The organism is Yersinia sp. 2545 StPb PI (assembly GCF_052217125.1).
Taxonomy (GTDB): Bacteria; Pseudomonadota; Gammaproteobacteria; order Enterobacterales; family Enterobacteriaceae; genus Yersinia; species Yersinia enterocolitica_E.
In genome coordinates, this window is record NZ_JAZGPY010000001.1 from 2516094 (window position 1) to 2529248 (window position 13155).

Sequence of the window (13155 nt, forward strand, 5' to 3'; positions counted from 1 at the left end):
TATCGAGAGTCTGAAATTCAAAGGATCCCTGCTCCCTTTCCCATAAGGCCAAACGAATGAACGAGAAAGTATTCACCCTACCTGTTGTTGAACAAATTTCGTCTTACATCAGCCAACGCCAACTGGATGAATTGCCGGTAGTGGTGGTTTCTCATCCGAAGGTGCGTGCCGCAGTAAGCCTACAAGGCGCTCATTTGCTGGCCTATCAACCTAGCGGTGAGCAACCTATCATTTGGCTGAGCAATAACACGCCGTTTAAAGATGGCGTCGCTATTCGTGGTGGCGTGCCAATCTGTTGGCCTTGGTTTGGTCCATCAGCACAACCTTCTCATGGTTTTGCCCGTCTACTACCATGGACTCTCAGTGCCCATGATGAAAACGAGAATGGAGTTATCCTGACCTTCACACTGGAAGACAGTGATGAATCCCGTAAATACTGGCCGCATGCCTTCACATTGATTGCCCGCTTCAAGCTAGGTGATGAGTGCGAAATGGAGCTGGAATCACACGGTGATTATCAGGCAGTAGCCGCGCTACATACTTACTTCCAGATTGGCGACATCGACCAGATTAAAGTCAGTGGCCTGGGTGAGAAATACTTCGATAAAGTGCTAAAAATTGCCGATGCCACACAACAAGGCGATTTAGTGTTCAACGGCCAGACTGACCGTATCTACACACAACCCGAAGCCTATAGCTTGATCAAAGATGCGGCGCTCAAACGCACCATTGAAGTACATCATCATCACCAAAGTGATGTAGTGGCATGGAATCCAGGTGCAGAGTTGTCTAGTAGCATGGTTGATATGCCAAACGAGGGTTTTAAAACCATGGTTTGCGTGGAAACAGCGCGAGTGAATAAGCCGTTGGTGGCAACACTTGACGCCCCGGCGCGTCTTGCCATGACCATCCGTAGCCGTAAAAATAGCTAACGTTCCAGATGTCGTTAGGCACAAAAATGGGGCGCTATGCCCCATTTTTTATGGCTCAACATTACCGCGTCATTAATTAGCGGAAAGTATAGGTCACGCCGGTCCACAACACGCCGCTGTAAGATGCATCAACCATTGGGCTATTTTTCACTTCACTGGCCAGGCGCACATAGCGGCCGGTAAAGAACGCATTCCAATTCGGATTGATGTTGTAGTTCACCGACAACTCAAGATATGGCGACCAGCTATCACTTGGGTTGTATTGCGCCAAGCCACTACGGGCAGATTCAGCACCGCTCACGCCATAGTAATAACTGTTTTGATCACCACTGTTCCAGTTAAAACCTACCCCCGGCGTCAGCGTCCAGCTATCGACGTTAAAGCGGTAAAGGTAAGCCAAATCGCCGATAAAACCACCACTATTATCCAGCACATCGCCAGAGAACATAGCGCGCAACGTCCCCCAATCCTCAATATGAGAATATGACATCCCCGCCATCATGGTACTGCGGCGTTTATCCAACTGCTTCATCTGCTGATCATCACTGTCACCTGGCGTAAAGTGCAGCGGTAAGTAATAAGCATCGATTGATAAGCGATTATTGTCATCTTTCCACAGGTAATAACCCGCAGCTAAGGTACGGAAGTAGAAATTATCGCTTTCATAAGAAATGATAGGTACCGGATAGACACGGTCATTCTTACCCCGATAAGGGTCTGGGCTGACTAACGCAGAAGCCCCCAAAGACCAGGTCCCTGCCATTGCCGTCGGCATGCAAACGGCCGTAGCGACTGCTAAAGCAGCCAGTGTTTTTATTTGCTTGGCTTTTAAAGAATGTTTTTTCACGGATTAAATCCCATTGGTAACAAAATAATTAGTTAACTTAGTGTAAATCAATTGGTTGCCCGTGGCGAAATCTTTACACATGTCAGCCAGATATCGATATTGCTTGTATAACTTATCGCCGATAACCAAGAGGCTGACAACCTAAAAATTTACGTAGATTTGATTACAATAAAATATCGAGATATTCAAATAGATAAGTTCAAGCAATCATATACAAAACACTACCAATCTAATAATAAATAGATTTAATTACCAAATAATGGTTATTTATTGTTTGAGGGGTGGCAAATCTGTGGTCTGGCTTAACTTGACCTTTGGAGGAGACACGGCCATAACAATAAGGTAGTAGTTTCAAAATTTTAACCCAATAAAGCGCTACTACTATTTTATGTTCCCAACCATTCAAACAGGACGGGCATCGCTATGAACATATTTGATCACTATCGCCAGCGCTATGAGGCGGCCAAGGACGAAGAGTTCACACTCCAGGAGTTCCTCACAATCTGCCAGCAAGATCGCAGCGCGTATGCTAATGCGGCTGAGCGTCTGCTGATGGCTATTGGTGAGCCAGTCATGGTCGATACCGCGCTTGAGTCCCGCATGTCTCGACTGTTCTCTAATCGGGTTATCGCTCGCTACCCTGCTTTTGAAGAGTTTTATGGCATGGAGGAAGCCATAGAGCAGATCGTTTCCTATCTCAAACACGCCGCCCAAGGGCTGGAAGAGAAGAAACAGATCCTGTATTTGCTGGGTCCCGTGGGTGGTGGTAAGTCATCATTGGCTGAACGACTGAAAGCCCTGATGCAACGGGTGCCTATCTATATTTTAAGTGCTAACGGTGAACGTAGCCCGGTCAATGACCACCCGTTATGTCTGTTCAATCCGCAGGAAGATGCGGCGATTCTGGCCAAAGAATACAGTATCCCAAGCCGCTATCTCGGTACGATTATGTCGCCATGGGCGGCAAAACGCCTGCACGATTTTGGCGGTGATATTACCAAGTTCAAAGTTATCAAGGTCTGGCCTTCTATCCTTGAACAAATTGCGATAGCGAAAACCGAACCCGGTGATGAAAACAACCAGGATATCTCGGCACTGGTCGGTAAAGTTGATATCCGTAAACTTGAAAATCACGCCCAAAACGATCCCGATGCTTATGGTTATTCCGGTGCTTTATGCCGTGCTAACCAGGGGATCATGGAATTCGTCGAGATGTTCAAAGCCCCAATTAAGGTGCTGCACCCACTACTGACCGCGACACAAGAAGGGAACTATAACGGAACCGAGGGGATATCCGCCCTGCCATTCAGCGGTATAATTCTCGCGCACTCTAACGAATCCGAGTGGGTAACATTCCGTAATAACAAGAATAATGAGGCATTCCTTGACCGTGTTTATATTGTCAAAGTGCCTTATTGCCTGCGGGTATCAGAAGAGATCAAGATTTACGACAAACTGTTAAATCACAGTGAGTTGACCCATGCGCCTTGTGCACCTGGCACGCTGGAAACACTGGCACGCTTCTCGATTCTCTCAAGGATGAAAGAGCCAGAAAACTCCAGTATTTACTCTAAGATGCGGGTGTATGACGGTGAGAGCCTGAAAGATACCGATCCTAAAGCCAAGTCTTATCAGGAATATCGCGACTACGCTGGGGTTGATGAAGGTATGAACGGCCTTTCTACTCGTTTTGCCTTTAAAATCCTCTCCAGAGTATTTAACTTCGACCACGCTGAGGTGGCTGCTAACCCGGTGCACCTGTTCTACGTACTGGAACAGCAGATCGAACGCGAACAATTCCAACAAGATGTTGCGGAGAAATATCTCGAACACCTGAAAGGCTATTTAATCCCGAAATATGCTGAATTTATTGGTAAAGAGATTCAAACCGCCTATCTGGAGTCTTACTCTGAGTATGGTCAGAATATTTTTGACCGTTATGTTATCTACGCCGATTTCTGGATTCAGGATCAAGAGTACCGTGATCCTGACACCGGGCAACTGTTTGACCGTGAATCACTGAATGCTGAACTGGAGAAAATTGAAAAGCCAGCGGGTATCAGCAACCCGAAAGATTTCCGTAATGAAATCGTCAATTTTGTGTTGCGTGCCAGAGCCAATAACAATGGCCGTAATCCAAACTGGACCAGTTACGAGAAGCTGCGCACGGTTATCGAGAAGAAAATGTTCTCTAACACCGAAGAGTTACTGCCGGTTATCTCCTTTAATGCCAAGACCTCAACGGATGAGCAGAAAAAACATGATGATTTTGTCGATCGGATGATGGAGAAAGGCTATACCCGTAAGCAAGTTCGTTTGCTGTGTGAATGGTATCTGCGGGTGAGAAAATCGTCATAACCCATTTACCGATTCACTACGGAATCGTAGGTATAGACCCAATAGATTTCACGTTGTAGCAAGGCGGCAACTGAACGAAGCCCCAGGAGCTTAGTCTACTAAGTGACTGGGGTGAGTGATGGCAGCCAACACAGCTACCGCGTGAAAGATGCAGGGACAGTGACAAAGTCGTTTGGGGGATATATGGGCTACTTTATTGACAGACGACTTAACGGCAAGAATAAGAGCATGGTCAATCGCCAGCGCTTTTTGCGCCGCTATAAGTCGCAAATTAAACAGTCGATTGCCGATGCCATCAATAAAAGATCAGTTACTGATATTGAGAGCGGCGAGTCAGTTTCGATACCTATTGATGATATCAATGAGCCGATGTTCCATCAGGGCCGTGGTGGGTTACGCCACCGGGTACATCCTGGCAATGACCATTTTGTCACCAATGACCGAGTGGAGCGCCCTCAAGGTGGCGGTGGAGGCGGCGGCAGTGGTCAGGGTAATGCCGGTCAGGACGGTGAAGGCGAGGATGAGTTTGTCTTTCAGATTTCCAAAGATGAATACCTCGACTTACTGTTTGAAGACCTTGCGCTGCCCAATCTGAAGAAAAATCAGTATAAGCAGTTGACCGAATTCAAAACCCATCGTGCGGGTTATACCTCGAATGGCGTGCCCGCCAATATCAGCGTGGTGCGCTCACTGCAAAACTCACTGGCGCGTCGTACCGCCATGACAGCCAGTAAGCGCCGTGAGTTACGCGAATTGGAAGAAACGCTGAACGTACTGGAAAACACGGAACCAGCACAATTGCTGGAAGAAGAACGTGTACGTAAAGCCATTGCTGAATTAAAGCAAAAAATCGCGCGGGTTCCGTTTATCGATACCTTCGATTTACGTTATAAGAACTATGAACGGCGTCCTGAGCCATCCAGCCAGGCGGTGATGTTCTGCCTGATGGATGTGTCAGGTTCGATGGATCAGGCCACCAAGGACATGGCAAAGCGCTTCTACATCCTGCTTTATCTGTTCCTGAGCCGTACCTATAAAAACGTTGATGTCGTGTATATCCGTCACCATACTCAAGCGAAAGAAGTTGATGAGCAAGAATTCTTCTATTCGCAGGAAACCGGCGGAACAATTGTCTCCAGTGCCCTGAAATTGATGGAAGAAGTGGTTCAGGAACGTTACGACCCAACGCAGTGGAATATCTATGCAGCCCAAGCCTCAGACGGCGATAACTGGGCCGATGATTCACCACTGTGTCATGAGTTACTGGCCCAAAAGCTCCTGCCAATGGTGCGTTACTATAGCTACATCGAGATAACCCGGCGCGCACACCAGACTCTGTGGCGGGAATATGAAGACTTACAGGCAAAATTTGACAACTTTGCCATGCAACACATCCGAGAACCTGAAGATATCTACCCGGTATTCCGTGAGTTGTTCCACAAACAAACCGTTGATAATTAATACTAAAATTAGCCGGTCAACTTTTTCCATGACAGGAATGGTTTCCCGGCTTTTTCATGGGCTAAAATTGCCACTACGACCTTATTTTCAGAGTTGAATCGATGAAATGGCATGATGGATTACGACAGCCCGGTGTATTAGCCGCATTAAGTGCTGCGGTGCTGTTTGGTGCTGGAACCCCGCTGGCAAAACAGTTACTCAATACGGTCAGTCCATGGCTACTGGCGGGCCTGCTCTATTTTGGCTCAGGTGCCGGTCTGGCGCTCTATCGTCTGCTCACCCAAGCAGCAGCCGTGAGCCTACCTCGCAACGAACGGCGGTGGTTTATTGGTGCCATTACGGCTGGAGGGATTGTTGCCCCGGTTCTGCTGATGATAGGGCTAACGGGTATGCCTGCATCTGGCGCATCATTATTGCTTAATGCCGAAGGGGTATTTACCGCCCTACTGGCCTGGTTCGCGTTTAAAGAGAATTTTGACCGTCGCATCGCCCTTGGCATGATAGTGATTGTGGCCGGTGCAGCTATTTTAAGTTGGCCGGGTGAAGCGCGTTTTGCCGGATGGTGGCCAACACTGGCAATTCTGGGTGCTTGCTTTGCCTGGGGGATTGATAACAATCTGACCCGTAAGGTTTCATTGACGGATGCCACCTGGATTGCGTCAGTCAAAGGACTGGTTGCCGGTATCGTCAATCTCGGGCTGGCTTTTGTCCTCGGCGCAACATTGCCACCACTGACAAATCTGGCCGGTGCCCTTCTGCTGGGATTTTTTGCCTATGGCGTGAGTTTGGCACTCTTTGTTATCGGCCTGCGCCATCTTGGTACTGCTCGCACTGGTGCTTATTTCTCTATTGCCCCATTTTTAGGGGCTGTATTGGCCGTTATTATGGGTGACACTGTCACTATACCACTCGTCGTGGCGGGTCTCCTGATGGCTGTAGGGATCGCATTGCATCTCACTGAACAGCATGCCCATCAGCATATCCATGATGAATTGCTGCATGAACATGAACATCACCATGACGCACATCATCAACATGCACATGATTTCCCTGTGACAGTCGGTGTGGTGCATAAGCATCGCCATCAACATCAGCCACTGGCACACTCTCACCCGCATTACCCGGATTCACATCACCGCCACAAGCATTGAGTCGGTATAACTTGCCGCGTTACCCGCGGCTCAGCTATGCAAAGGCTTGGCTATTGGTCTTCGAGTTGGCTAAACCGCAACGCCAGATGATCAAGCACACTGCGAACAGACGGCAGTAATCCCCGCCGTGATGGATATACCGCATGAATAATCTCATGGCGTAATACCCAATCCGGTAATAAGCGAATCAGCGTTCCGGCCATCAGTTGATCTGCCACCATCATAACCGGGAGCTGTACTGCCCCGACACCACTCAGTGCTGCGCTACGAAGCGTTGTCATGTCGGCCGTCACCAATCTGGGCTGGTGATAAATCGCGGCATGCGCGCCCTCTGGTCCGGCTAAATGCCAGATAAATTCTTGGGGCGCGCGGCCCAAGCCAAGACTTGGCCAGCTAGTCAGATCTGCCGGAACATTGACGATACCTTGTCGTGCCACCAAATCCGGGCTGGCCACCAGACACTGACAACGGTTACCCAACACCTTCAACACCAAATCACTGTCTTGCAACGGCGGTGGCCGAACCCGAATGGCAATATCAATGGCTTCAGCAATCGGGTCCACTTGTCGATTGGTCGATTCAAGATAAATCGTCACCAAAGGACAACTGACCATGAAATCCGCCAGCATGGTGCTAACTGTGGCCTGTAATAGCGCCACTGGGCAGGTGATGCGCACCACACCACGGGGTTCTGCCCGTGTTAAGTCAATTGATTCCTGAGCGGCGTTGGCCTCTTCCAGCATCGCTTTACAGTGTTCGTAGTAGGTACGCCCCACCTCGGTAACCGCAAAACGGCGGGTTGAACGCTGAATTAAACGCACGCCCAATCGCTCTTCCAACAATGCCAGCCGTCGGCTCAGTTTTGATTTTGGCAAACCCAATACCCGCGCGGCAGCACTGAATCCACCGTGTTCCACCACTTCTGCGTAATAGTAGAGATCATTAAGATCTTGCATAACCTGCCTCTGTATTACTTGCCAAAGATAACGTCATCATTGTTCTGATAATAGAACAGTGATAACTAATTTTGCTATCTACTGCTTAAATTATCCTAATTATATACTTTATCCAACATGAAGCCCGGCCAGAGGTTATGCCGGGCTGCAATACCTCATTGATGATGTTTGTAAGGAGTTTACGATGAAAAAAGTTCAAGGTATTTATCGCGCACCTCGCCAGCATTGGGTGGGAGATGGTTTTCCGGTTCGCTCACTGTTTTCATATCAAAGCCATGGTAAACAGCTCAGCCCGTTCCTGCTGCTGGACTATGCCGGGCCGATGGATTTTACCCCGACCAAACATCGCCGGGGGGTCGGGCAACACCCGCATCGTGGTTTTGAAACTGTCACCATCGTTTATCACGGCGAAGTTGAACATCGGGACTCCACCGGCAAAGGCGGCGTTATTGGCCCTGGTGACGTGCAGTGGATGACGGCAGGTGGCGGGATTCTGCATGAAGAGTTTCATTCAGATATGTTCGCACAACGTGGCGGTGCCTTTGAAATGGTGCAATTGTGGGTCAATCTGCCCGCAAAAAACAAAATGGCAGATCCTGGTTATCAGGCCATTCGCAGTGAAACTATTCCTCAGGTAGTGCTAGCTGAAGATGCTGGCAGCCTGCGGGTGATAGCCGGTGAGTATGCAGGTAAAAATGGCCCTGCTCAGACATTCTCACCACTAAACGTCTGGGATATACGGCTGAATCAGGGTAAAAGTACGGAATTTTCACTGCCTATTGGCTGGAACACGGCATTAATTGTGTTGCGTGGTACCGTATTGGTCAATGGCGATGCCGTTGCCCGCGATGCCGAAATGGTATTACTGGATGCGGCTGGCAGCAATGTAACTATTGAGGCCAATAATGATGCAGTGCTGTTGCTACTGAGTGGTGAGCCGATTGATGAACCTATTATCGGTCACGGGCCATTTGTGATGAACACTCAGCAGCAGATAATCGAGGCCATCGCTGATTTTAACGGTGGTCGTTTTGGCTCAATGGATACCCACTCATAACCCTTTATCTATCCGCCATTGCCTGACGAGGTTTTTGTCAGGTAATGGCCGGTTACCTTCCAGCAAAGCATCCCACCGTTTAAAAATAGACCTTAGTCGGAAATAGATTGATTGCTGTCACGTGCCAGCAATCAATCCCACATTTAGCTATCTGGATATCGACTAAACTTAATATTACTTATTCCTCTATTTATCACTGGCTGATTAACACAATGATGTTCATGGTGTGGACACAGAGCGATGTATTGAAATACCACCAGCTTAAATAAGACGGCCGTATTTTTTTAATCTTGATGCTATTAATTCGTATTGGAATATTTGTCATTTATCCTATTTTATTTATTTAAAAATAGTGCTATCCAATGGTTACAGTGGTAATTCATTTACGTAATACGACTGCCAAGCGCTTCTTTTACATAGGAATTCATCATGAAGCCCAAAAAAACAGCAGCATCGCAGGATGCCACGCAGTCTGAATACGACGAAAGTAGTGCGTTATTAAGTGCATTGGACCGCTCATTAGCCATCATTGAGTTTGATCTCAACAGTCGCATAATTGCGGTTAATCAAAACTACCTTGATTATTTTGGCTATCAACGTGATGAAGTCATTGGTCAACATCATCTTATGTTTTGCCATCCACAATATGCCAGTAGCGACGAGTATCAGACACTGAAGAAATCTTTACTGGCGGGGAAGTCCGTTGAGGGCCGTTTTGAACGATTGCACAAAGACGGATCCACGGTCTGGCTGGCCGCCATCTATCAACCGGTACCAGGCCCAGGGGGTAGCGTTACCCGGATGGTGAAAATTGCTAAGGACATTACTTTTTTAATTGAGCAACAAAAAGCCACTCAAGAGTGGGTAGAACTTTTAACCCAATTAACTGATCGCAGCGACAGCGCAATGTTTATTGCCGCTAATAGTGATCACGGGCAACAAGCAGTTTATATTAATCAAGGTTTTACTAAGTTATTCGGTTATACACCCGAACAGGCTCTGGGCCAGAGCATGGTCGATTTACTCCAGAGTGCACATCCTGAACAACTGGGGTTAATTGATTCCACTTCGCCAAATTCACATCAGCAATTACTACCCAAAGAGTTATTCTACAGCAAAGACAAACAGCCGCATTGGTGTTCCGCCATTATCAACTCGCTAGTTGATGAGCAGGGTAAACCGAGTTATAGCATTGGTGTGTTGACTGATATCACGCTGACCAAAATGTATGAAGTGTTGCAATATAAGGTGCTGGAAGCACTGGTTAAAGAGCTGCCACTGGAAGAAGTGATGTCTTTGCTGTGCCGCGAAGTTGAGCGGATTGCCCCCGAGGTGACCGCCAGTATTTTGCAAGCCAGCGGGCACAACTACCTCAGCCATCTCGCAGCACCCAACCTACCCCTGATTTATACTGCGGCGCTGGCCTGTGTGCCTATTGGCCCGGTATCTGGCTCATGTGGCACCGCCGCATTTCGTAAAGAACCGGTTGAAGTCCATGATATTGCCACTGACCCATTATGGGAGAACTATCGGCACCTAATTCTACCCCATGGTTTGTTAGCTTGTTGGTCGACGCCTATTCTGTCAAGCCAGGGGGATGTTCTGGGCACATTTGCCTTTTACTACAAAGAAGTGCAAGGCCCCAGCGAGTTCCACCATCAGTTGGTCAAATTAATCGCAAATTTGTGCTCATTGGCGATGGAACGGGAGCAATCACGTCAGCAAATTCAGCATTTGGCTTTTTATGATTCCCTGACTGGCTTGCCTAACCGCACTCAGTTTCTGGTTTATGCCAAACAAGCTATCGCCCTTGCCGCTGAAATGGATTACACACTGGCAGTATTAATCATTAATCTGGACCGTTTTAAACAAGTTAATGATTCACTCGGCCTGGCCGCCGGTGATGAATTACTTGCCTTGATTGCCCAACGGTTGCGCAACGACATGCCAAAAAGTGACATTATCGGCCGCTTATCGGGCGACGAGTTTATTATCATTTTAGCCCCCTGCACCATGCAGCAGGCTACCGTGAAAGTTGAGAAAATGCTCAGTCTGCTGTCTCAGCCCTGTCAGATAGCCAACGTCAATATTATTCCTTCGGCCAGTGTCGGGATCAGTTTGTATCCTGAGAATGGTTTAGAAATGGATGCGCTGATGAATCACGCCGACATTGCCATGCATAAAGCCAAGAATATGGGACATGGTCATTTCAATTTCTTCAGTGCAGAGATGAATAATCTCAATCAACAGCGTCAGGATATGGAAGATGCTCTGCGTCATGCATTTCATATCGGGTCTCTTGAGTTATTTTATCAACCACAAGTGATGTTAAAAGATGGGCACCTATATGGTGTGGAAGCCCTTAGTCGCTGGGTTCACCCCATACTGGGGAACATTCCTCCACAGCGTTTTATTCCTATTGCTGAAGAGTGCGGGCTGATCAACGAACTGGCTCTGTGGGCGATTGAGACGGCTTGTCAACAGTTGGCGGACTGGCGTTTACGGAGTATTGATGTGCCCTCGGTTTCAGTGAACTTATCGCCGACCAATTTCCATAATCCAGGCTTGCCGGACATGATTTTACATATCTTGCAGCATTACCACTTGCCGCCGCAGGATCTCACGCTGGAAATCACCGAAGACATATTAATTGCAAATAATCCGGCGATTTTTGCCACTATAGAAAAAATTCATCGACTGGGCGTGCGTTTATCAATGGATGACTTTGGTACCGGCTATTCCAGTCTGAGTTATCTGCGCCATTTGGATCTTGATGAAATCAAACTGGATAAAAGTTTTGTCCATGATCTTGAGCATGACGAAACCAGCCGAACGTTAAGTGAGGCGGTGATCCGTATTGGTGAAAGTTTGCAACTATCAGTGATTGTCGAAGGGGTAGAAAACGAGGCGCAACGTACATTATTGAGCCGCCAAGGTTATCAAATAGGCCAAGGTTTTCTTTTTTCCGAGGCATTACCTGCCGTGAAACTAGAACAGTGGTTAGAGCATCGCACGACTAGTAGCAGTAGCTAATCAATAACAAGAGATTAATTATTAGTTGTAGTACCCTATTAGTCGATTTAGAACACCAATAGGTGACATTGTCACTATCGTTTGGTTGGCTATGGCTAACCTTTTCATTCGTCGATAAATTCTTTATTCTTGTCGCCTTTGCAATCTGGATGTTGTTTTTTTGTTATGCAAAAATTTCTTTTTCTGCTGTTAAGCCTGATTCTGCTCGGCCCATTGGGCATCGACCTCTACTTACCCACGATTCCCGCGATAGCCAAGGGGCTAAACAGTAGCGAGTCGCTGATTCAATCCACTATTGCCTTGTTTATTCTGGTACTGGGTATTGGTCAGCTGATTGCTGGGCCATTAGTCGATAAGTATGGGCGTAAACCCATAGCCATCATCGGTATTATTCTCTACATGCTGGGGGCCGCGATGGCTGCACTGGCAGTCAGCCCGCTGATGTTTGTCAGTTCTCGCCTGTTACAAGGTGTCGCTGTTTGCTGTACTGCGGTGGTGGCATTCAGTGGGGTGCGTGACCGCCTCAACGGTAATGAGGCCGCGCGCGCTTTTGGTTTCCTTAATGGGACGTTAAATATCGTACCCGCATTGGCCCCCTTGCTCGGTGGTTTATTGGCGGAAGCCTTTGGCTGGCGCGCCCCATTCTGGTTCCTGGCGTTATATGGCTTGCTGGTATTAATTCTGATAATTATCTTCCTGCCAGAAACACGGCCAGCGGGTACCCAAGCCGTTAAGGGCTTGCCGATAAAGAACTATCTGCGCATCTTACGTGATGACCGTTTTCTGATTTTCGCACTGGTGAACGCGGGCGCTATGGGCATGGCCTTAACTTATGTCTCGCTGGCACCCAACGTATTGATGGTGGGCGCAGGACTCAGTCCATTACAGTTCTCACTGGTGTTCGGTGCCAATGGCTTTTGGATCATGGCGGTCAGTTTTATTGCTAACCGTATTATCCAAAAAATCGGCCGCCCTACCTGCCTGATGACCGGCAGCCTGTTGATGGCGCTGGGGTGTCTAGGGTTATTATTTGGTCTGACGCAACTGTCGGCAGAAATACAGCAACACTGGCTGGTGTATATGTTACCCGTTGCCAGTGCCTGTGCCGGTTTAGCCTTTATGATGGGGCCAGCCACCAGTTATGCATTGGAGCCCTATGCCAATGAAGCCGGTGTCGCCTCCGCGCTGGTGGGTTTTGTGCAAATGGCCGGGGGAGCTGGATTAGGCTTGCTGGCAATGTCCTTACCAATTGAGCCTAAATTATCACTCGCCATCGTAATGCTGGCAGGGTGTCTACTGGCTTGGCAGGCACGCCGTGCCAGTAAGCATGTCCGTGGTAACTTGCAGAAAATAAACTAAA

9 protein-coding genes are annotated in these 13155 nt (G+C 48.0%); 7 read left to right on the forward strand and 2 right to left on the reverse strand.

The features are described from left to right. Positions 1 to 56: 56 nt before the first annotated feature. The gene (locus tag V1955_RS11660; RefSeq protein ID WP_442820919.1) at positions 57 to 932 is read left to right on the forward strand and encodes a D-hexose-6-phosphate mutarotase; all 876 of its coding nucleotides are present in this window, start codon (positions 57 to 59) and stop codon (positions 930 to 932) included. Positions 933 to 1008: 76 nt separating this feature from the next. Here V1955_RS11660 and V1955_RS11665 read toward each other — a convergent pair whose 3' ends face one another. After that, positions 1009 to 1779, reverse strand: coding sequence for a MipA/OmpV family protein (locus V1955_RS11665; protein WP_372558945.1), 771 nt, complete (start codon positions 1777 to 1779; stop codon positions 1009 to 1011). 423 nt (positions 1780 to 2202) lie between these two features. Between V1955_RS11665 and yeaG the strand changes: the two genes are divergently transcribed. The 3 genes from yeaG (at position 2203) to V1955_RS11680 (ending at position 6749) form a co-directional block, all read left to right on the forward strand. Then, positions 2203 to 4137, forward strand: coding sequence for a protein kinase YeaG (gene yeaG / locus V1955_RS11670; protein ID WP_083158970.1), 1935 nt, complete (start codon positions 2203 to 2205; stop codon positions 4135 to 4137). Positions 4138 to 4320: 183 nt separating this feature from the next. Further along, positions 4321 to 5598 carry a YeaH/YhbH family protein gene (locus tag V1955_RS11675; protein ID WP_083163664.1) on the forward strand — a complete coding sequence of 426 codons (1278 nt, stop codon included), beginning with the start codon at positions 4321 to 4323 and terminating at the stop codon, positions 5596 to 5598. 101 nt (positions 5599 to 5699) lie between these two features. Then, complete coding sequence (locus V1955_RS11680) at positions 5700 to 6749, forward strand: DMT family transporter (RefSeq protein WP_442820920.1); 1050 nt, start codon at positions 5700 to 5702, stop codon at positions 6747 to 6749. Positions 6750 to 6799: 50 nt separating this feature from the next. Here V1955_RS11680 and V1955_RS11685 read toward each other — a convergent pair whose 3' ends face one another. Beyond that, the gene (locus V1955_RS11685) at positions 6800 to 7705 is read right to left on the reverse strand and encodes a LysR family transcriptional regulator (protein ID WP_372569137.1); all 906 of its coding nucleotides are present in this window, start codon (positions 7703 to 7705) and stop codon (positions 6800 to 6802) included. Positions 7706 to 7889: 184 nt separating this feature from the next. On the opposite strand from V1955_RS11685, the gene V1955_RS11690 reads away from it, so the two are divergent. From V1955_RS11690 to V1955_RS11700, 3 genes are all read left to right on the forward strand, one after another. Then, positions 7890 to 8762, forward strand: a complete 873-nt coding sequence (locus tag V1955_RS11690; RefSeq protein ID WP_083158973.1) for a pirin family protein — start codon at positions 7890 to 7892, stop codon at positions 8760 to 8762. Positions 8763 to 9191: 429 nt separating this feature from the next. Beyond that, on the forward strand, positions 9192 to 11795 hold the full coding sequence (locus V1955_RS11695) for a bifunctional diguanylate cyclase/phosphodiesterase (RefSeq protein ID WP_083158974.1): 2604 nt from the start codon (positions 9192 to 9194) through the stop codon (positions 11793 to 11795). A gap of 165 nt (positions 11796 to 11960) precedes the next feature. Continuing rightward, on the forward strand, positions 11961 to 13154 hold the full coding sequence (locus V1955_RS11700; RefSeq protein WP_083158975.1) for a Bcr/CflA family efflux MFS transporter: 1194 nt from the start codon (positions 11961 to 11963) through the stop codon (positions 13152 to 13154). Position 13155 lies beyond the last annotated feature (1 nt).